This window comes from Klebsiella sp. MISC125, from assembly GCF_051131775.1.
Taxonomy (GTDB): Bacteria; Pseudomonadota; Gammaproteobacteria; order Enterobacterales; family Enterobacteriaceae; genus Klebsiella.
On record NZ_CP180448.1, the window covers coordinates 4117749 to 4138898 of the forward strand.

General features: G+C 53.7%; 18 protein-coding genes and 1 pseudogene. 11 read left to right on the forward strand and 8 right to left on the reverse strand.

The window, feature by feature from the left end; genetic code table 11:
• Nucleotides 1-48: 48 nt before the first annotated feature.
• The gene (locus tag ACMYSL_RS19425) at nucleotides 49-1311 is read left to right on the forward strand and encodes a DUF1479 domain-containing protein (RefSeq protein WP_434659596.1); all 1263 of its coding nucleotides are present in this window, start codon (nucleotides 49-51) and stop codon (nucleotides 1309-1311) included.
• Nucleotides 1312-1444: 133 nt separating this feature from the next.
• Here the strand turns inward: ACMYSL_RS19425 and ACMYSL_RS19430 are convergent, their stop codons facing one another.
• Nucleotides 1445-3037, reverse strand: coding sequence for an ABC-F family ATPase (locus ACMYSL_RS19430; RefSeq protein ID WP_182237404.1), 1593 nt, complete (start codon nucleotides 3035-3037; stop codon nucleotides 1445-1447).
• Between the two features lie 231 nt (nucleotides 3038-3268).
• Nucleotides 3269-4399, reverse strand: a pseudogene (locus ACMYSL_RS19435) (RNA-guided endonuclease InsQ/TnpB family protein).
• A gap of 119 nt (nucleotides 4400-4518) precedes the next feature.
• Between ACMYSL_RS19435 and ACMYSL_RS19440 the strand changes: the two are divergent.
• Together ACMYSL_RS19440 and ldtB are read left to right on the forward strand one after the other, a co-directional pair.
• Nucleotides 4519-5301 (forward strand): tyrosine-protein phosphatase, encoded by a 783-nt coding sequence (locus ACMYSL_RS19440; protein ID WP_182237402.1) that lies wholly within the window; start codon nucleotides 4519-4521, stop codon nucleotides 5299-5301.
• Between the two features lie 204 nt (nucleotides 5302-5505).
• Nucleotides 5506-6420, forward strand: a complete 915-nt coding sequence (gene ldtB / locus ACMYSL_RS19445; protein WP_110275345.1) for a L,D-transpeptidase — start codon at nucleotides 5506-5508, stop codon at nucleotides 6418-6420.
• 46 nt (nucleotides 6421-6466) lie between these two features.
• On the opposite strand, the gene ACMYSL_RS19450 is transcribed toward ldtB, so the two are convergent.
• From ACMYSL_RS19450 to mntR, 5 genes are all read right to left on the reverse strand, one after another.
• Nucleotides 6467-7183: a GntR family transcriptional regulator gene (locus tag ACMYSL_RS19450; RefSeq protein WP_112214709.1), complete on the reverse strand. Its 717-nt coding sequence runs from the start codon at nucleotides 7181-7183 to the stop codon at nucleotides 6467-6469.
• A gap of 70 nt (nucleotides 7184-7253) precedes the next feature.
• Nucleotides 7254-8630: a glycoside hydrolase family 1 protein gene (locus ACMYSL_RS19455; RefSeq protein ID WP_434659600.1), complete on the reverse strand. Its 1377-nt coding sequence runs from the start codon at nucleotides 8628-8630 to the stop codon at nucleotides 7254-7256.
• A gap of 162 nt (nucleotides 8631-8792) precedes the next feature.
• Entirely contained in the window at nucleotides 8793-9833 is a 1041-nt protein-coding gene (locus ACMYSL_RS19460; RefSeq protein ID WP_434659602.1) for an aldo/keto reductase, read from the reverse strand.
• A 107-nt stretch (nucleotides 9834-9940) separates the two neighbouring features.
• Nucleotides 9941-11047, reverse strand: coding sequence for an anion transporter (locus ACMYSL_RS19465; RefSeq protein WP_434659604.1), 1107 nt, complete (start codon nucleotides 11045-11047; stop codon nucleotides 9941-9943).
• Complete coding sequence (mntR, locus tag ACMYSL_RS19470) at nucleotides 11044-11517, reverse strand: manganese-binding transcriptional regulator MntR (protein ID WP_110275353.1); 474 nt, start codon at nucleotides 11515-11517, stop codon at nucleotides 11044-11046. The genes ACMYSL_RS19465 and mntR overlap by 4 nt, the downstream gene beginning before the upstream one ends.
• A 182-nt stretch (nucleotides 11518-11699) precedes the next feature.
• Here mntR and mntS point away from each other — a divergent pair, with 182 nt between their 5' ends.
• Both mntS and ACMYSL_RS19480 read left to right on the forward strand, forming a co-directional pair.
• The gene (gene mntS / locus ACMYSL_RS19475; protein WP_110275355.1) at nucleotides 11700-11825 is read left to right on the forward strand and encodes a manganase accumulation protein MntS; all 126 of its coding nucleotides are present in this window, start codon (nucleotides 11700-11702) and stop codon (nucleotides 11823-11825) included.
• 268 nt (nucleotides 11826-12093) lie between these two features.
• Nucleotides 12094-13671, forward strand: coding sequence for a phosphoethanolamine transferase (locus tag ACMYSL_RS19480; RefSeq protein ID WP_434664161.1), 1578 nt, complete (start codon nucleotides 12094-12096; stop codon nucleotides 13669-13671).
• A gap of 71 nt (nucleotides 13672-13742) precedes the next feature.
• Here ACMYSL_RS19480 and ompX read toward each other — a convergent pair whose 3' ends face one another.
• Nucleotides 13743-14255, reverse strand: a complete 513-nt coding sequence (ompX, locus tag ACMYSL_RS19485; protein ID WP_110275359.1) for an outer membrane protein OmpX — start codon at nucleotides 14253-14255, stop codon at nucleotides 13743-13745.
• 353 nt (nucleotides 14256-14608) lie between these two features.
• On the opposite strand from ompX, the gene rhtA reads away from it, so the two are divergent.
• The 6 genes from rhtA (at nucleotide 14609) to ybiO (ending at nucleotide 21150) form a co-directional block, all read left to right on the forward strand.
• Nucleotides 14609-15496: a threonine/homoserine exporter RhtA gene (rhtA, locus tag ACMYSL_RS19490; protein ID WP_142513193.1), complete on the forward strand. Its 888-nt coding sequence runs from the start codon at nucleotides 14609-14611 to the stop codon at nucleotides 15494-15496.
• A 227-nt stretch (nucleotides 15497-15723) separates the two neighbouring features.
• Nucleotides 15724-16227 (forward strand): DNA starvation/stationary phase protection protein Dps, encoded by a 504-nt coding sequence (dps, locus tag ACMYSL_RS19495; protein ID WP_110275363.1) that lies wholly within the window; start codon nucleotides 15724-15726, stop codon nucleotides 16225-16227.
• A 378-nt stretch (nucleotides 16228-16605) separates the two neighbouring features.
• A complete protein-coding gene (gene glnH, locus ACMYSL_RS19500) occupies nucleotides 16606-17349 on the forward strand; it encodes a glutamine ABC transporter substrate-binding protein GlnH (RefSeq protein WP_110275365.1) in 744 nt (247 codons plus the stop codon).
• A 99-nt stretch (nucleotides 17350-17448) separates the two neighbouring features.
• Nucleotides 17449-18108, forward strand: coding sequence for a glutamine ABC transporter permease GlnP (gene glnP, locus ACMYSL_RS19505; protein WP_182237390.1), 660 nt, complete (start codon nucleotides 17449-17451; stop codon nucleotides 18106-18108).
• Nucleotides 18105-18827 (forward strand): glutamine ABC transporter ATP-binding protein GlnQ, encoded by a 723-nt coding sequence (gene glnQ / locus ACMYSL_RS19510; RefSeq protein WP_112214715.1) that lies wholly within the window; start codon nucleotides 18105-18107, stop codon nucleotides 18825-18827. Before glnP ends, glnQ begins: the two co-directional genes overlap by 4 nt.
• A 100-nt stretch (nucleotides 18828-18927) precedes the next feature.
• The gene (gene ybiO / locus ACMYSL_RS19515) at nucleotides 18928-21150 is read left to right on the forward strand and encodes a mechanosensitive channel protein (RefSeq protein ID WP_434659609.1); all 2223 of its coding nucleotides are present in this window, start codon (nucleotides 18928-18930) and stop codon (nucleotides 21148-21150) included.

The following is a 21150-nucleotide window of genomic DNA, read 5'->3' on the forward strand; positions in this document are numbered from 1 at the left end:
TAACGTTTGTAAGATTTATTACTTTCGAATGAAAGATGAGAGGTCATCATGGCTGTTACCCATACCTGTGAAACACTACCCGCCGACCATAAAGCGGCAATCCGCCAGATTAAGCAGGAGCTGCGCGCGCAGATCGGTGACGTGCAGGCGGTGTTCGATCGGCTGACGGCGCGCATCACCGCACGCCTGGAGGAAATTGACGCCCTCAAAGCCAACGGCCAGGATGTCTGGCCGGTCATTCCGTTCAGCGATATTGCGCAGGGCCAGGTAACGGATGCCCAGCGCGAAGCTATCAAGCGTCGTGGCTGCGCGGTCATCAAAGGTCATTTCTCTCGCGATCAGGCGCTGGCGTGGGATAACTCAATGCTGGAGTATCTCGACCTCAACCATTTCGACGACATCTATAAAGGCCCCGGCGACACCTTTTTCGGCTCGCTGGATGCTTCGCGCCCGGAAATTTATCCGATTTACTGGTCACAGGCGCAAATGCAGGCTCGCCAGAGCAACGAAATGGCTGCCGTGCAATCTTTCCTCAACCGCCTGTGGACTTTTAACCGCGACGGTAAGCAGTGGTTCGACCCGGATGTCAGCTTGATTTATCCAGACCGCATTCGCCGCCGCCCGCCGGGAACCACGTCGAAAGGCCTTGGCGCACATACCGATTCCGGCGCGTTGGAGCGTTGGCTGCTGCCGGCTTATCAGCAAGTCTTTGCCGACGTTTTTAACGGCAATATCGATGCTTACGACCCGTGGGACGCGGCACATCGTACTGAGGTGGAGGAGTATACCGTCGATAACACCACCAAATGCTCAGTGTTCCGCACCTTCCAGGGCTGGACCGCGCTCTCCGATATGATCCCCGATCAGGGCCTGCTGCACGTGGTGCCAATTCCTGAAGCGATGGCCTATGTGCTGTTGCGCCCTCTGCTCGACGATGTGCCGGATGATGAACTGTGCGGCGTCGCGCCGGGCAAGGTGCTGCCTATTTCGGAAAAATGGCATCCGCTGCTGATTAAAGCCTTAAGCTCTATTCCAGCGCTAAATGCAGGCGATTCGGTGTGGTGGCACTGCGACGTAATCCACTCGGTCGCGCCGGTGGACAACCAGCAGGGCTGGGGCAACGTGATGTACATCCCCGCCGCGCCGATGTGCGAGAAAAACCTCGCCTATGCGCAGAAGGTCAAAGTGGCGCTGGAGAAAGGCGCTTCGCCGGGAGATTTCCCGCGTGAAGATTATGAAGCCGACTGGAAAGACCGCTTTACCCTGGATGATTTAAATATCCACGGTAAGCGGGCTTTGGGAATGGCATAACGAGGTGGCATTTCAACCGAACTCTCCCCCGGTGGCGCTGCGCTTACCGGGGCTACGGGTTCACCGCTGTCTGCAAGTCGGTAGCCCGGATCAGGCGCATTAGCGCCGCAATCCGGGACAAACAATGGGAAAATTATTCGACGCCTTTACTGCGCAGATAATCTTCGTAGTTACCGGTGAAGTCTACCACGCGCTCAGGCGTAATTTCGATCACGCGGGTTGCCAGCGAACTGACGAATTCGCGGTCGTGGGAGACGAAGATCAGGGTGCCCTGATACATCTCCAGCGCCATGTTCAGCGATTCAATCGATTCCATATCCAGGTGGTTGGTCGGTTCATCCATGACCAGGATGTTCGGCTTCTGCATCATCAGCTTACCGAACAGCATACGGCCCTTCTCACCACCGGAAAGTACTTTTGCAGGCTTCTTGATATCGTCCTGGCTGAACAGCAGACGGCCGAGGAAGCTGCGCACCACCTGCTCATCGTCGCCTTCCTGTTTCCACTGGCTCATCCAGTCAAATACCGTCAGGTCATTTTCAAATTCGTATTCATGATCCTGCGCGTAGTAGCCAATCTGCGCGTTTTCGGACCATTTAACGGTACCGTTATCCGGCGTCAGCTCACCGACCAGCGTTTTCAGCATGGTAGATTTACCCACGCCGTTGGCGCCAAGAATGGCAATCTTCTCGCCCACTTCCAGCAGCAGATTGAATTTTTTAAACAGCGGGTTGTTATCAAAACCTTTCGCCAGCTCTTCGACTGCCAGCGCGTTACGGAACAGTTTCTTGTCCTGCTCAAAGCGAATGAACGGGTTTTGACGGCTGGAGGCTTTCACTTCATCAAGTTTGATTTTATCAATCTGACGGGCGCGAGAAGTCGCCTGGCGTGATTTAGAGGCGTTGGCGCTAAAGCGGCTGACGAAGGATTGCAGATCGGCAATCTGCGCTTTTTTCTTAGCGTTATCAGACAACAGACGCTCGCGGGCCTGAGTAGCGGCGGTCATGTATTCATCATAGTTACCGGCGTACACGCGCAGCTCGCCGTAGTCGAGATCCGCCATGTGGGTACAAACCATGTTGAGGAAGTGACGGTCGTGCGAAATGATGATCATGGTGCTGTCGCGCTCGTTCAGCGTCTGCTCCAGCCAGCGAATGGTGTCGATGTCGAGGTTGTTCGTCGGTTCATCGAGCAGCAGGATGTCCGGATTAGAGAACAGCGCCTGAGCCAGCAGCACACGCAGTTTCCAGCCGGGAGCCACTTCGCTCATCGGACCGTAATGCTGTTCCACCGGAATGCCGACGCCCAGCAGCAGCTCACCGGCGCGCGCTTCGGCAGAATAGCCGTCCATCTCGCCGTACAGCACTTCGAGGTCAGCCACTTTGTAGCCGTCCTCTTCGCTCATCTCCGCCAGAGCGTAGATACGATCGCGCTCCTGCTTCACTTCCCACAGCTCGCCGTGGCCCATGATAACCGTATCCAGCACGCTGAACTCTTCAAACGCGAACTGATCCTGACGCAGTTTACCGATACGTTCGTTTGGATCGAGGGAGACGTTGCCAAGCGTCGGTTCCAGATCGCCGCCGAGGATCTTCATAAAGGTCGATTTACCGCTACCGTTGGCGCCAATCAGGCCGTAACGGTTGCCGCCGCCAAATTTGACGGAAATGTTTTCGAACAGCGGCTTACTGCCGAACTGCATGGTGACGTTGCTGGATACTAGCACGGGGTTATCCTGAAAATAGAGAATGAGAAGTGTGATGAACCAGACATTATGCCAGCAAATGCTTCACTTTTCACGGGTCGTAATAAAATCGTAGCGGACGCTTATGTTAGGGTCATTGTCATATTGCGCGGTTACACTGCTTGATGCGTAATTTTTCTCCATAAACTCGGAAGGAACCTTTGACTGCTCCCCGCCGTAAACAGCGAGGATTCCCACTTCACAGAGCCGAACCTAAGCCGCGTGACGCGATTCAGGATTTACCCGCTCTCCGTGGGCTAACACTGCCAGCCCGGCAGCTTTGATATTACGCGCCGCGTTAATGTCGCGATCATGGTCTGCGCCGCATTCAGGGCAGGACCATTTACGAACATCCAGAGGCATTTTTTGCATGGTGAAACCGCAACAGCTACAGCGTTTTGAGGACGGGAAAAACGGGTCAATGGTGACCACTGAACGCCCGCCCCACTCGCCCTTGTATGCGAGCTGGCGCGTGAATTCACCCCAGCCTGCGTCTGTTATCGCCTTTGATAGCGACGGGTTGCGGAGCATGTTCTTCACTTTGAGGGATTCAACGCAAACAACCTGGTTCTCGTTTATCAGTTTGCGGGTGGCCTTGTGCAGGGCATCCAGACGGCAATCAGCTATTTTCGCGTGGAGTCGGGCCACCTTTAAGCGGGCTTTGGCGCGGTTCTTTGAGCCTTTAGCCTTTTTGCTCAAACGACGCTGGAGCAACGCCAGGCGGGCCGCGTATTTGGCGGTATGGCGGGGATTGCCGGATTTGAATCCGGTATCGGTAACGAACAAATCTTTTAAACCCACATCAATGCCGACCATTTTTGCGGTGATTGGCAGTAATGCGGGTTCAAACTCGCACAGGCACGAGACAAAGTACCGCCCGGCGGCATCTCTGGAAAGGGTGACGGTAGACGGAGCAGATGGCAATTCACGGCTCCAGCGCACGTCTAACGGCACTTTGCTCTTTGCCATGTACAACTTGCCATCGCGATATTTAAAGGCGCTGGCGGTTAATTCAGCAGCCTGCTTATGGCGCTTACTTTTGAATGCCGGGTATGCGGCACGCCCGGCGAAAAAGTTCGCAAAGGCGGTCTGTTGGTGGCGTAGTGACTGCTGCAATGGCACGCAGGAAACATCATTGAGCCAGGCAAATTCCGGCTCTTTTTTTAGAGCTGTTAACCGGGCGCTGGCCTAAACGTAGCCAATTTTCTCCTGCCGCTCGTCGTACGCATCAGTGCGCCAGCGAAGGATTGAATTGTAGACGAAACGCACACAACCGAACGTCCGGGCCAGAAGCTCAGCCTGTTCGGCTGTTGGATAGAATCGGTATTTGTAGGCGCGTTTCATATTTCACATCATATACATAAATTCGTGAGGCTGTAAATGCATACAGGTAAACTCAAAATAGGGTTAGCTCCCTCTTTTCTCCCCGCCCGCATTGGGCGAGGTCTCCGGAGGGCTATTTGATGACCACTCTCTCCCGCCATCCGGCTTTCTTATCGCTACAGGGCGGTATCAACTTTCGTGACCTGGGCGGTCAGCGCACCGCCGACGGTCGCCGCGTGCGCTCAGGTAAACTGCTGCGCTCGGGCTCGTTGCATATGATGACCCACGATGACTTAAGTCATCTGGATACTATTCCTCTTAGCCGGGTAATTGACTATCGCGACCCGGCTGAAGTGAATCGTAGCCCCGATAAGCTGAACGAACTGGCGCACTATCTCAACGCTCCCGCCAACCCGCACGTTCGCGACGTCAATGCGAAAGTGACAGAGCTGAATGCCTCGACGCTGAATGCCCTGAACGGCGAGCAGTTTATGATCGAACTTTATCGCCAGCTTCCGTTTAATAACGCCGCCTATCGCCAGCTCACCGGATGGCTGATGGAGCCTTTCGATGGCGCGCTGCTGCAGCACTGCGCGGTGGGTAAAGACCGTACCGGCGTCGGCTGCGCCCTGACGCTGCTGGCCCTCGGCTGTGATACCCATACGGTGATGGAAGAGTACCTGCTCACCCACGGCATGCTGACCCAGGTCGAAGATTTTATGCTTGAATCGCTCGGCGATGAGCTGACCACTCGCGGGCGGCAAAATCTGGCCGAAATGATGACGGTGCAGGAGTCATATCTCGCCGCCGCGCTTGGCGCAATTAATGAGCGATATGCCAGCGTTGATAGCTGGCTGGAAAAGGAGTATCAGCTCACGCCGCAGGCGCGAGAAGCGCTTCAATCAAGACTTCTGGAGGGGTAGTCCCCTCCGGCCTGGATGCCACAAATTGCGACAACAACCAACGCCCGCAGGCTACACTCAAAACAGCACGGGGAAAAAAATGTGATTTCGTACACATCTCATTTACCTGTTTGCCGGAATGCACATATAATGCGCTCCCATCGACTCCCTGTTTAATCTGACAAAGGCCTGTGTGGCATTGTTTTCGCCAACGACATAAAGAATATGAAATTATCGACTCTCTTCGCGGCAGCCTTCGCCATCGTGGGCTTTTGCAACACAGCTTCTGCTGTAACCTATCCACTGCCTACCGATGGCAGCCGTCTGATTGGCCAAAACCAGGTCATCACCATCCCGGAAGGCAACAAGCAGCCTCTGGAATACTTTGCCGCCGAATATCAGATGGGCTTATCCAACATGCTGGAAGCCAACCCTGGCGTGGACACCTTCCTGCCAAAGGGCGGTACCGTACTGAATATCCCGCAGCAGCTGATTTTGCCGGACACCGTGCATGAAGGTATCGTTATCAACAGCGCGGAAATGCGCCTGTACTACTATCCGAAAGGCACCAACACTGTGATCGTGCTGCCTATCGGTATCGGTCAGTTGGGTAAAGATACGCCGATCAACTGGGTGACTAAAGTTGAGCGTAAAAAAGCGGGCCCGACCTGGACCCCAACCGCCAAAATGCACGCTGAATATATTGCCGCAGGTGAACCGCTGCCAGCCGTTGTCCCGGCAGGTCCGGATAACCCGATGGGCCTGTACGCGCTGTATATCGGCCGTCTGTACGCCATCCACGGTACTAACGCCAACTTCGGTATCGGTCTGCGCGTGAGCCACGGCTGCGTGCGTCTGCGTAACGAAGATATCAAATTCCTGTTTGACAACGTGCCGGTCGGCACCCGCGTTGAGTTTATAGATGAGCCGGTAAAAGCCACCACCGAGCCTGACGGCAGCCGCTTCATTGAAGTTCACAACCCGCTGTCCACCACAGAAGCACAGTTCCAGGACGGTGAAATCGTGCCGATTAACCTGACCAAGTCAGTGCAGGCCATTACTGGACAGACGGATGTTGATCAGAGCGTGGTTGATCAGGCCATTCAGAACCGTTCCGGTATGCCGGTGCGCCTGAACTAAGCTGATAAGAAAAAACAGAACGGCGGGCCTGGTGCCCGCCATTTTTTTATCCGTTATTGACCAGAATAATGCCGCCATGATCGTAGCGGTAGTGGCAATGGGCATACTCCAGCGGAGTCCCATCCTCCAGATAGATAACCTGCTCAACCTCTAGGACCGGATCGCTCACCTCGCAGTTGAGATGCTCCTTATCCAGATCTTGCGGTTTTATCGCCCGCACTACGCGATACGACCCCATCATTTTTAGCCCCAGCGTCTCCTGCACGTAGCGAAACACCGAGCTTTCCAGATGACTTTTATTCAGGCCGGGCACCAGCGCAACGGGCATCACGGTCAAATCCAGCGATACGGGTTCGTCGTTGAGCAGGCGCAGACGAACGAAATCATAGACCGGGGCGTCGGCGTCGATCAGCAGCGACGTTTGCTCTTTCTCGCTGGGAAAACGCAGCTCAAAACGAATCACCCGGCTGGTCACTTCCCCTAAATGTTCCCAGGTTTTCGTCGCGCCAAAATAGTCGCTGCCGGGCAGCTCCCATTGCGAAAGCTGGAGAAAATTCTTGCGCACAAAGGTGCCCTGCCCCTTACGGGTGTAGATAAGTCCTTCGACGATAAGCTGGCGCATCGCCTGCTGGATGGTCATCCTGCTGGTGCTGAATTCCGCCGCTAACGCGAACTGGTCGGGTAATGGCGCGCTGGCCGGATACTGCTGGCTGATGATGCGCTTTTTAATTTCCCGCGCGATATTCAGATATTTGGCCGTCATTGCCCGATCCTTTTGCTTTGCTGATGGTGGCTGGCGGGCAGAATACACTATCTGCCCGCCTGACGCGCCGTTACATCTCTTCGCCGTTGCTGTGAATAGCCCGCTTCAGCCAGGCATAGCTTTTCTTCGGCACGCGTTTGAGGTCTTTCAGATCGTGGTTTTCACGATTCACGTAAACAACCCCGTAGCGTTTACGCATATCGCCCTGTGAGCTGAGAATGTCGATCAATCCCCAGCCCAGGTAGCCAATCACCTGCGCGCCATCCTCAAACATCGCTTCTTTCATGGCGTTGATATGATCGCGGTGATAGGCAATGCGATAATCGTCAGCCACTTCGTTTTCGCCATCCCAGGATTCAATCACCCCAATACCATTTTCAATCGGGAATACCGGCAGCCGCCAGTCGTTGTAGTAGCGGGTGATGATCATGCGAAAGCCCACAGGGTCAATCTGCCAGTTCCACTCGGTGGCCTGCAGATATTCATTCTTTTTATCACCATACTGCATGTAGTTATTCACCGAGGTGCCCGACGGAATCGCATCGCTGTCGAGGGCTTTACTGGCATAGTAGCTAAAGGCCAGATAGTCGATTTTTACCGTCGCCATCAGCGCCAGATCCTCTTCGCGATAAATATCGTCGAAGCCTTCGCGGGCCACGACATGCATCACTTCCGGGCTGTAGCCCTCCCCGGCGTATGCGCGCAGCAGGTTCTGGTTTAGGAACTCATCAAGCTGCTGGGCGCAGAGCATATCGCGCGGTTTGCAGGTTGCCGGATAAACCAGCGCGTGGGCCAGCATACCGCCCATCAGGCACTGCGGTTTGCTCTGGTGCATATACTGCGTCAGATGGACGTGGGCCATCATCACATGGTGCTGAATCTGATAGAGCTCGCGCAGGGTTTTCTCTCCGCGCATATAGCCTGAAATCAGAAACGCGTCCGGCATATGGTAGAGATTCTGTTCATTAAAGGTCAGCCACCACTTCACCTTATCGCCAAAGCAGTCGATCATCTTCTGCCCGTAGCGGATAAAGGCCTCCATTACGCGGCGGTCGGTGAAACCGTTGTAGCGCTCCGCCAGCGACAGCGGCATATCGAAGTGATAGAGACAGATCATCGGCTCGATGCCGCGGGCGATCAGCTCATCAATAAACTGGTGATAGAAGTCGATACCCTCTTCGTTGAATTCGCCATCGCCTTGCGGGCATACGCGGCTCCAGGCAATCTGGAAGCGGTAGCAGTTCATCCCCAAATCTTTCATGAGGTCAAAATCTTCCCGGTAGCGGTGGTAAGAGTCGGTGGCGACCTTCCAGTCGGAAGCAAATTCCGCGGGCTGGCGGATATCATAGACCGACATCCCCTTACCGCCTTCATTCCACGCCCCTTCGGTTTGCATACTGGAGACCGAGTTACCCCATAGAAAATCTGCCGGTAGTGTTTTATTCATGATTCGCACCTTATGACTAGTCATATTAATTTCATGACTAGTCATATAAACGAATTTACGTTATCAAGCAAATTTGCGGATCGTTTTTGTGAGTGTTGCGTATAAAAAAGCCAGATCGTGGTCTGCACGATCTGGCTTATAGAAAGCGGAGGAAATGGGACGTTACTGCTGCGCGAGCTGACCCCGACGGTATTCACCCTGGCGCTCCAGCATCCAGCCCGGATACTCCTGCGGCAGCGCGCTGACCGCATCCAGCTGTTCCAGTTCGACGTCACTGAGGTGAATCGCGGTTGCCGCGAGGTTGTCTGCCAACTGATCCGCACGCTTCGCGCCGATGATCACGCTGCTCACCGCCGGTTGATGCAGCAGCCAGGCCAGCGCGATTTGTGCCACTGAAACGCCTTTAGCCTCGGCGATTCCACGCATCACATCGATGCAGTCAAAAGCTCGCGTCTTGTTCACCGGTGGGAAATCAAATTCCTGACGGCGACCGCCGCTTGCGGACTGTCCATCGCGATCATATTTCCCGCTGAGCAGGCCGCCAGCCAGCGGGCTCCAGACCATCAATCCCAGCCCTTCGCTTTGCATCATCGGCACCAGTTCACGCTCAAGATCGCGCCCGGCGATGGTGTAGTAAGCCTGCAACGAGGCAAAGCGCGCCAGCCCAAGCCGCTCGGAAATCCCCAGCGCTTTAGCGATTTGCCATGCGGCCCAGTTCGACACGCCGATATAGCGGACGTGACCCTGCTGCACCAAATTATCCAGCGCATACAGCGTCTCTTCGATAGGCGTTGCCGGATCGAAACCGTGCAGTTGATAGAGATCGATATGATCGAGCTGAAGGCGTCGCAGGCTCTCTTTTACGCTGCCAATAATGTGATAGCGCGAGCTGCCGCGTGAATTGACGCCCGCGGTGCCGGTTTCACCAAATACTTTGGTGGCCACCACCACGTTTTCCCGCGGCACTTTCAGATTCTTCAGCGCCTGGCCGGTGATCTCTTCCGAACGCCCTTCAGAATAGACGTCAGCGGTGTCGATAAAGTTAATCCCCGCATCCAGCGCGCTGCCCACCAGCTGTTCCGCTTCCGCCTGACGCAATTGACCCACTTTCCCCCACAGGCAGCCTTCTCCACCGAAGGTCATGGTGCCCAGGCACAGCTCAGAAACAAACAGGCCGGTATGGCCCAGTTTTTGATATCGCATAGAACTCTCCTTAATCAGGCTGATTAACTGCCGGGAATAGTTATACCCCGGAGTCGAAGAGTGCGAATGTGGCGTTCCTGTTTGTTTCTTGCCCAATTCTCTGAAAATCAGCGTTGCAGTAACCCGTAGCCCACCAGCGCCGCCCACAGCAGCATGGGTAGAGAATAGAGATGGAAGCGCCACCAGATACGGCGATCGCCCGCCATACGCAACGCAATCAGGTTCGCCAGAGAGCCCGGCAGCAGGCCAAAACCGCCCACGTTGACCGCCCAGGCCAGCAGCACCGAAGGCGGAACGTAGTTAAGCAGTAAAATAGTCGCCGGAACGTTGCTGATAAACTGCGACAGGCCAATCGTCGTGAGCCATAACCCTCCGGCAGAAAGCTGTCCGACGCCGTTGAGCGCATGCTGTAGAACCGGGAGCTGGGTCAGCAGGTGAACGTCAATGAACATCGCCATAAAGACCAGCAGCAGCGACCAGTCGACGTTAATAATCACCGCCCGCGCCAGCAGCAGAAAACCCAGCGCAATCAGCACCAGCCCCCACAGCTCTTGCTTCAGCTCTAAAGCGGTCAAAAAGACCAGATAGAACGCCAGGCAGCTCCAGACCAGCTTCGGCCGCCATGAAGGCGATCTGTCGCTACTCTGATAGTTAAGGGGCTTCGCAGGAAAACAGAACCAGCACAGCGCCAGCAGAGTAATCATCATCGCCGCCGCCAGGGGCAGCATCTGACCGATGAAAGCCGGGAAAGAGAGGCCGGAACGCCCCCACAGCAGGATGTTTTGCGGGTTGCCGATAGGTGTCAATAAAGACCCGGCGTTGACCGCCAGCGCTTCAAAAATAATTAATCGGCTGGTTGGAATAGCGCACCATTTTTTTAGCGTCAGCGTAAGCGGCACGACGATAAACAGCGCGACATCATTGGTTAAGAAAGTGGAAAGTAGCGCGGCGGCCAGCACCATAAAAATGGCTAGCTGGCGCTCGGTCACAAAACGGCGCGCCATTTTGCGGCCGAGCACATCAAAGTAGCCGCTAAGTTCGATGCCTTTGGTCAGTAGCATCAGCCCGCTAAGAGTAATAATCGTGTGCCAGTCAATGGCGTGAAGCCAGCTTCTGGGGGCAAACGGGACAAAAAAGCTTAAAACAACGCCAACAATCAGCAGCAGATGTAAAAAGCGGTCGCGGGCCAACGACTGAACAAAGACGAGATTCATTCCCCTTGCGACCCCTGCTTAAGGGTAAACTGTTTAAACATCGCCAGCGTCTCTTCGCTGACATGGTGCTCCATCCCTTCGGCATCGCGACGGGCTATCTCCGGGCTGACCCCGATCACCAGTAAAAAGTTTTCGACGATTTGGTGACGTTCACGGCTCTCGTGTGCCAACTTCTCGCCTTCAGGAGTTAAAAAGATCCCTCGCCACGGGATCTGTTCGATCAGCCCAACGCTCGCCAGACGTTTTAACATCTTCGCAACCGTTGGCTGCGAAACACCAAGACGTGCGGCCATATCTACCTGACGAGCCTCACCCACTTCGAGGATCAGATCGGAGATAAGCTCGACGTAGTCATCAATTAACTCCCGACGATGCGCCTCACGCACCTGACGAAACCCTTCAACGTGTTCTTCGACATTCACTAGCTGCGTCACTTTTTTAGTTATTGGCTTACCTGCGCGACGGTTCATTGTGCTTCCTCATTCCTGTGACGCATCAAGCATCATCTAAAAGGACCCCCATTGTAATGGATCGTGCACAGAGAACAAAAATTTAACGTTTTAGCCATAGCTATACAATATAGCCTGTGCTATATCTGTATGTAATACACACATCCTTCAAGGAGCGAAGGACGAAATTACAGGAGGTCACCATGAACGAATTCAAGAGGTGCTTAAACGTGTTTACTCATTCCCCTTTTAAAGTTCGGTTAATGCTTGTCGGTATGCTGTGCGATCTGATCAACGGCAAACCTCAGCAGGATAAACCGAAAAACTAATGCGGCGTCGCGGTACGCCGCTTCATTTTTCTGCCACAATTCCCCGCCAAACTGTCCGGTTCCTCCGTATTTCTGCGACTTTTTTCAAGTTTTGTAAGCATCCTCCCAAAACAATCTGTTATGGATAGTTGACCTTAACATTTGCAAGCCCTATCTTTTGTCAGCCCTGCCACTACTGCGGCTCGCAGAGACCCTCTTCAGGCACTGTCCAGCAGGTTTTACCCCTTGATGCCAGGGGACGCACATGGCTCTTTTTTGATTGTTTATTATGAATGTCACGCTGAAAGAAACGCTGGTCGCCCGCGGAGTGGTACTGAACCCATGGACAGGATTCTACTTTTTACAATCACTGTTTATTAACCTGGCGCTTGGCTACGATTTTAGCCTGCTCTATACCGTTGCTTTTACCTGCGTACTGCATCTGCTATGGCGGAGCTTTCCGCGTGCGCAAAAAGTGGTGATTGGCGCTTATTCGCTGTTAGCAGCCATGTACTATCCATTTGGCCAGGCCTACGGCGCGCCAAATTTCAATACGCTACTGGCGCTGCATGCCACCAATATCGAAGAGTCCACCGAGATCCTGACCATCTTTCCGTGGTACAGCTATCTATTAGGCATGTTCATCTTTGCGCTCGGCGTGATTGCCGTACGCCGCAAACCGCAAGCGTCAACGCGCTGGGGTAAAATCGACACCCTCGGCCTGCTATTCTGCATCGGCATTTTCTTCCTGCAACCGGTGCAAAACCTCGCATGGGGCGGCGTCTTTAAGGTTATCGACACCGGCTATCCTGCCGTGCGCTTCGTGAAAGATGTGGTGGTGAATAATAATGAAGTGCTGGATGAACAAGCGCGGATGGCCCAACTGGCAAACATAAAAGATAGTTGGCACGTGCTGGCGGTGAAGCCAAAATATCATCTGTACGTGGTGGTCATCGGAGAAAGCGCACGCCGCGATGCGCTCGGCGCCTTCGGCGGCCATTGGGATAACACGCCGTTTGCCAGTTCGGTAAAAGGTTATCTGTTTAATGACTACATCGCCGCCAGCGGTTCAACGCAGAAGTCGCTCGGTTTAACGCTCAACCGCGTCGTCGATGACAAGCCGCAGTTTCAGGATAACTTTGTCACCCTCGCCAACCGCGCCGGTTTTCAGACCTGGTGGTTCTCGAATCAGGGACAGATTGGCGAATACGACACGGCAATTGCCAGTATCGCCAAACGCGCTGATGAAGTGCAGTTCCTCAAAAATGGCGATTTTGAAGCCAATAAAAATACCCAGGATGAGCAGCTTTTGAAACTTACCGCACAGGTGCTTGCCACCCGTCGTACCCAGCCGCAGCTGATTGTCCTGCATCTGATGGGCTCGCACCCGCAGGCCTGCGATCGCACCAAGGGAAAATACACCGTTTTCGTTCAGTCGAAAGAGACCTCCTGCTATCTCTACACCATGACGCAAACCGATACGCTGCTGAGCAATCTTTATAGCCAGCTACAAAACTCCGGCGACACTTTCTCGATGACCTATTTTTCCGATCATGGTCTGGCGTTCAAGGAGCGAGGGAAAGAGGTGCAGTATCTGGCGCATGATGATAAGTATCAGCAGAACTTCCAGGTGCCGTTTATGGTGCTGTCCAGCGACGATAAAGCGCATAAGGTCATTAAAGCGCGGCGCTCGGCCAATGATTTCCTCAGTTTCTTCTCGCAGTGGACCGGGATCAGCGCTCAGGAGATTACCCCGCGCTATCGTTTTATCTCCGAGCAGAAAGCCGGGGCGACGTACATCACCAACTTCCAGCTGAAGAAAGTGGACTACACCCATTTGGGCACCGACGCTTTCACCGTCAATTAAGTCTGGCGACCTGAAATCGCAGGCAAAAAAAATCCGCCCCTCGAGGCGGATTTTTTACATCACCGAAGTGATTAGAAGCGGTAACCTACGCCAGCAATCCAGGTGCCAACGTCAACGTTACGAATGCGAGACTGCTCGTAGGAGAAGTCCAGAGCAACGTTTTCGATCGGGTTGAACTGCAGGCCAGCACCGTAAGAGAAACCGTAGTCGCTCATATCAGATTTGTTCGGGTAGCTGTTGTCCTGGAATTTACCGTAACCAACACCCACTACACCGTAGATGCTTGCCCAGTCATTCAGACGGTAAGCCGGACCAGCGGTGATACCGTAGTACTGGCCTTTCTTGTAAACGCCATCTTCGGTACGATCTTTAGCGGTATAGGTGAAAGAACCGATAACGCCCAGCGGGTTATTGTCTTGCTCGTAGCGGTATTTCAGGTTGAAACCACCTGCTTTGTTCGCTTCGCCCTGCATGTCGCTCTGAGCGTAACCACCGGTAACGGTAGACGTTGCAGCGAAAGCAGTGGTGCCTACGGATGCAGCCAGTACAACGGCCAGTGCTGAAAAACGTGCAATTTTATTCATAACCACCTCAAATGTGTTTCTAATAAGTCCTAAGTCTTAAATATATCAAAAACTTTTGGGAAACTCTTTTCACTTTACACTGTCTAACGTACTTTTTCATGTAACTAAAAGTTTCCACACTTCTATAACAAACTGGAAAACAACCTTTTTTAGCGGATACATACATATTAAGGCTCACAAAGCGCCCGATATGCATCCAGATTATTCCTAATCATCTGGTGAATTTATCTTCGCACCTCATCTCATTGTACTGCTCCCGGGGCGGATTATTTCAACATTAGCTAAACCGCCGCCGGGTAATTCCTTTACACTGGAACCTTTACCGCGTTTGACAAAATTTGACAGGAGAAAGGATGCCCGGCTCGTCCCGCAAAGTACCGGCATGGTTGCCGATACTGGTTATTATCATCGCCATGATTTCCATCCAGAGCGGCGCATCGCTCGCGAAATCGTTGTTCCCATTAGTGGGTGCACCTGGCGTCACCGCCCTACGTCTGGCCCTGGGAACCTTAATCCTGGTGGTGGTCTTCAAGCCCTGGCGCCTGCGTTTCGCCCCGGAGCAGCGTTTACCGCTGCTGTTATACGGTCTGTCGCTTGGCGCCATGAACTACCTGTTTTATTTATCGATTCAACATATCCCGCTGGGAGTTGCGGTCGCGCTGGAGTTTACCGGGCCGCTGGCCGTGGCATTGTTTGGCTCTCGCCGCCCGCTGGACTTTGTGTGGGTGGCTCTGGCGGTGCTCGGACTGTGGTTCCTGCTGCCGCTGGGGCAAGACGTTTCGCAGATAGATCCGATGGGCGCGCTGTTGGCGCTTGGGGCAGGAGCCTGCTGGGCAGTCTACATTCTCACCGGCCAGCGTGCCGGGGAAGAGCACGGCCCGGCAACGGTGGCGATGGGTTCGCTTATCGCCGCAGTGGTTTTCGTGCCAATAGGGATGATTCAGGCCAGCGATACGTTATTTCAGTGGGCGCTACTGTTGCCAGGGCTCGGGATCGCTATTTTGTCGACCGCTCTGCCCTACTCGCTGGAGATGATCGCCCTTACCCGCATGCCCAGCAAAACATTTGGCACGCTGATGAGCATGGAACCGGCCCTTGCCGCGCTTTCCGGGATGGTGTTTCTTGGCGAGATGCTAACCCTCGTGCAAACGCTGGCGCTGGGAGCAATTATCCTCGCCTCGATGGGCTCCACTTTGACGATGCGTCGGGAAAGTAAAATAAAAGAAGTCGACATTAACTGATCGCAGGCTCTGCTTGATGACAACCCATCACGCAGAGCCTTAGTTGTCTGATTTATAAGATATAAAAACCGTCCAACAGACCTGTGCTATCAAACCGATAGAGACTACCGACACTGCAAACATCATATCCGTTGCTATACTTAATCCCGCAAGTTATTGGGACGAGACGCTCCGCATAATTCAAATTTGAAGTATGACGAGTACAAATATCAAGAGGATATGAAACTATGAGTACCGCAAAACTGGTTAAAACTAAAGCAACGAATCTGCTCTATACCCGTAACGACGTCGCAGATAGCGCGAAGAAGGCGACCGTTGAGCTGCTGAATCGCCAGGTGATCCAGTTCATTGACCTGTCGCTGATTACCAAGCAGGCTCACTGGAATATGCGCGGTGCAAACTTCATTGCCGTTCATGAAATGCTGGACGGCTTTCGCACCGCGCTAGTCGACCATCTTGATACCATGGCTGAACGTGCCGTACAGCTTGGCGGCGTGGCGCTGGGGACCACTCAGGTCATCAATAGCAAAAGCCCGCTGAAAAGCTACCCGCTGGATATCCATAGCGTGCAGGACCATCTGAAAGAGCTGGCCGATCGCTACGCCATCGTCGCTAACGACGTGCGTAAAGCCATCGAAGAAGCAAAAGATGAAGATACTGCCGATATCTTTACCGCAGCTTCCCGTGACCTGGATAAATTCCTGTGGTTCATCGAAGCCAATATCGAGTAATGCCAACTGCCGTCAGCCCCGCTGGCGGCTTTTTTTTGTTCCACCACCTCAATCGCCTTAATGCACCACATCAGTGCGCAAAAGTGTTCAAATTACGCACCAAAGTAAATCAATTGTAATAATCACCTCACACAATCGTTACGGCGAGATTGTTTTCCCCTCTGATTTTGCGTTAAAAATGCTCTTGTTATGCGATGTGCTTATGATGCACCAAAACAACGCCCCACAATGGTGCAATTAGCGTTATCCGTTATCAAAAGCGTGCAATGAGATTCATCCTGGTTGTTGTAAAACAACAAGTTGTAAAACTGGCACGATTTTTTCATAAGACTATTCGTTCTCGCAGGGGATCATCCCGTGGATAAAAAAGGAAATGCTATGAAGTCTGTATTTAAAGTTTCACTGGCTGCACTGACCCTGGCTTTTGCGGTTTCTTCTCACGCCGCTGATAAACTGATTGTCGCGACCGATACGGCATTTGTTCCGTTCGAATTCAAGCAGGGCGATAAGTACGTTGGTTTCGACGTCGACTTGTGGGCTGCAGTCGCCAAAGAGCTGAAGCTGGACTATACCCTGAAGCCAATGGACTTCAGCGGCATTATTCCGGCGCTGCAAACCAAAAATATCGACCTCGCGCTGGCGGGAATTACCATCACTGAAGAACGTAAAAAAGCAATCGACTTCTCTGATGGCTATTACAAAAGCGGTCTGCTGGTGATGGTCAACGCCAATAATAATGACATCAAAGATGTTAAAGATTTGAACGGTAAAGTGGTGGCAGTGAAAGGCGGTACCGGCTCCGTTGACTACGCGAAAGCCAATATCAAAACCAAAGATCTGCGTCAGTTCCCGAACATCGACAACGCCTATATGGAACTGGGCACCGGTCGCGCTGATGCGGTACTGCACGATACGCCGAACATTCTTTACTTCATCAAAACTGCGGGCAACGGCAAGTTCAAAGCGGTCGGTGATTCACTGGAAGCGCAAGACTACGGTATCGCCTTCCCGAAAGGCAGCGACGAACTGCGTGAAAAAGTGAACGGCGCGCTGAAAACGCTGCGTGAAAACGGCACTTACAACGAAATTTATAAAAAATGGTTCGGTACTGAACCAAAATAATAATGAGCGTTTTCTCTTCCAGGCCTGCTGATAAGCAGGCCTGAATGGTTTTCTCAGAGGGTCTACCTCTGTTTTCGACACGGTAACAGGAACACATTTATGCAGTTTGACTGGAGTGCCATCTGGCCCGCCATTCCAATTTTGCTGGAAGGCGCCAAAATGACGCTGTGGATTTCCGTCCTCGGCCTGGTCGGCGGCCTGATAATCGGCCTGGTGGCTGGTTTCGCCCGCTGTTTCGGCGGTTGGATAGCCAATCACACCGCGCTGGTTTTTATCGAAATCATTCGCGGCACCCCGATTGTGGTGCAGGTGATGTTTATCTACTTCGCCCTGCCGATGGCGTTTAGCGATTTACGTATCGATCCGTTCTCTGCAGCGGTAGTCACCATTATGATTAACTCCGGTGCCTATATTGCAGAAATCACCCGCGGCGCGGTGTTGTCCATTCACAAAGGCTTTCGCGAAGCGGGTCTGGCGCTCGGCCTTTCACGTCGAGAAACCATCCGCCACGTGATCCTGCCGCTGGCGCTGCGCCGTATGCTGCCGCCGCTGGGCAACCAGTGGATTATCAGCATCAAGGATACTTCGCTGTTTATCGTCATCGGCGTTGCCGAACTAACCCGCCAGGGCCAGGAAATCATTGCCGGTAACTTCCGCGCGCTGGAAATCTGGAGCGCCGTTGCCGTCATTTATCTGATCATCACCCTGGTGCTGAGCTTTGTTCTGCGTCGTCTCGAAAGAAGGATGAAAATCCTGTGATTGAATTTAAAAACGTTTCCAAGCATTTTGGCCCAACTAAAGTGCTGCATGATATCGATCTGAAGATCAACCAGGGCGAAGTGGTGGTCATTATCGGGCCGTCCGGGTCCGGTAAATCAACCCTGCTGCGCTGTATCAACAAACTTGAAGAGATTACCAGCGGCGAACTGATCGTCGATGGCCTGAAGGTCAACGATCCTAAAGTCGACGAGCGACTGATTCGTCAGGAAGCAGGCATGGTGTTCCAGCAGTTTTATCTGTTCCCGCATTTGACGGCGCTGGAAAACGTCATGTTTGGCCCGCTACGCGTTCGCGGTGCCAGTAAAGCGGCGGCGGAAAAACTGGCAAAAGAGCTGCTGGAGAAAGTGGGGCTGGCGGAGCGCGCGCACCACTATCCTTCTGAGCTTTCCGGCGGTCAGCAGCAGCGCGTGGCGATTGCTCGCGCGCTGGCCGTGAAGCCGAAAATGATGCTGTTTGATGAGCCAACATCTGCGCTGGACCCCGAACTGCGCCACGAAGTGCTGAAAGTGATGCAGGATCTGGCCGAAGAAGGCATGACCATGGTCATCGTCACCCACGAAATTGGCTTTGCCGAAAAAGTGGCTTCGCGCCTGATCTTTATCGATAAAGGGCGTATTGCGGAAGATGGCGATCCGCAGGTACTGGTTAAGAACCCGCCAAGCCCGCGCCTGCGCGAGTTTTTGCAGCACGTAGCCTGATGCCCAACGGCTCTCCCCATTCGTGGGAGAGCCGCTTTCCAGAATCATCCCAACCTCCCCCTCCAGATCTCGTCTTCTATACTTATCGGTTTGAGATGCAATGGAGGTGCCTGTGCTGCGGATTCTGTTACTGCTCGCCATGCTGTTTACCACCCCGCTATTCGCCGCAACGCTGCCCGGTGTGCCGGCTGCCACGACTGACCAGCCCGGCAGCAGCGAACCCAATCTTGAGCAGAAGAAAGCCGCCTACGGCGCGCTGGCCGACGTGCTCGAAAACACCGATGCTCGTCAGGAGCTTATCGACCAATTGCGTAAAGCCGCCGCCACGCCGCCGCCCGCCAGCACGCCAAAGCTGACGCCGCCCGAAGTCGAAGATGAGACCACGGTGCTGGAAAACGTTACCCAAATCAGCCGCGAATACGGCGAGCAGCTCTCGTCACGTTTCTCCCAGCTCTGGCGTAACATCACCGGTTCTCCGCATAAACCCTTCAATTCAGAAACGTTCAGTAACGCCGCCTGGCACTTTTTACTACTGGCAGGGCTGGTTTTTGCCTTCTGGTGGCTGGTGCGCCTGGCGGCCTTGCCTCTGTATCGTAAAATGGGCCACTGGGGACGGCATAAAAACCGCGATCGCAGCAACTGGCTCCAGCTCCCCTCAACCATTGCCGGGGCTTTTATCTTTGACCTGCTCCTGCTCGCGTTAACGCTATTCGTCGGCCAGCTTTTAAGCGATCGCCTCAACGGCAATAATTCCACTATCGCCTTTCAGCAAAGCCTGTTTCTCAACGCTTTCGCGCTGATTGAGTTTTTCAAAGCCCTTCTGCGGGTCATTTTCTGCCCACGGATCCCTGAACTGCGGCCGTTCAATCTCAGCGATGAGGCAGCGAAATACTGGAATTTGCGCCTGAGCGCCCTGAGTAGCCTGATTGGCTACGGCCTGATCGTCGCGGTTCCCATTATTTCCAATCAGGTCAACGTCCAGGTTGGCGCGCTGGCCAACGTCATGATTATGCTGTGTATTACCCTGTGGGCGCTGTACCTAATTTTTCACAATAAGGCATTGATTACTCAGGGGCTTATTCAGCTTGCCGATCGTTCATTGGCCTTCTTCAGTTTGTTTATCCGCGCCTTTGCCCTGATCTGGCACTGGCTGGCCTGCGCCTACTTTATCGTGCTGTTTTTCTTCTCGCTGTTCGACCCCGGCAATAGCCTGAAATTTATGATGGGCGCGACATTACGCAGTCTGGCGATTATCGGCGCTGCTGCGCTGGTTTCTGGCATCTTGTCGCGCTGGATTGCCAAAACCATCACCTTATCGCCAGAAACCCAACGCAATTACCCTGAGCTGCAAAAGCGGCTTAACAGTTGGATCTCCGCTTCGCTAAAAGTCGCGCGGATATTAACGGTCTGCGTGGCGATCATGCTGCTGCTCAGCGCCTGGGGACTGTTCGATTTTTGGAGCTGGATCCATAACGGTAGCGGGCAAAAAGCGGTAGACGTTCTGATTCGCATCGCGCTGATCCTGTTCTTCTCGGCGATTGGCTGGACGCTGCTCGCCAGTCTGATAGAGAACCGCCTGGCGTCGGATATTCACGGTCGCCCGCTGCCGAGCGCCCGCGCCCGGACGCTATTGACGCTGTTTCGCAACGCGCTGGCGGTGGTGATCAGCACCATTACGGTGATGATCTTGCTTTCGGAAGTGGGGGTGAACATCGCCCCGCTGCTGGCCGGTGCCGGGGCGTTGGGCCTCGCGATTTCGTTCGGTGCGCAAACTCTGGTCAAAGATATTATTACCGGGATTTTTATCCAGTTTGAAAACGGCATGAATACCGGCGATCTGGTCACTATTGGGCCGTTAACCGGCACGGTGGAACGAATGTCGATTCGCTCGGTCGGCGTGCGCCAGGATACCGGTGCCTATCATATTATTCCGTGGTCTTCGATAACCACCTTCGCCAACTTCGTGCGCGGCATCGGTTCAGTGGTCGCCAACTATGATGTTGACCGACAGGAGAGTCTGGATAAGGCCAATCAGGCATTGAAAGAGGCGGTAGCGGAAGTGATGGCGCAGGAAGAGATTCGCGGGCTGATCATTGGCGAACCGTCTTTCGCCGGACTGGTGGGTTTGAGTAATACCGCCTTCACCCTGCGGGTCACCTTCACCACCCTGCCGTTGAAGCAGTGGACGGTTCGTTTTGCCCTCGATACCCAGGTGAAAAGACATTTCGACCTCGCTGGCGTTCGCGCACCGGTGCAGACTTATCAGGTGCTACCAACACCGGTACCTGCCGGGCCGCCGGCTCCTGCGGAGCCGACGTTATAG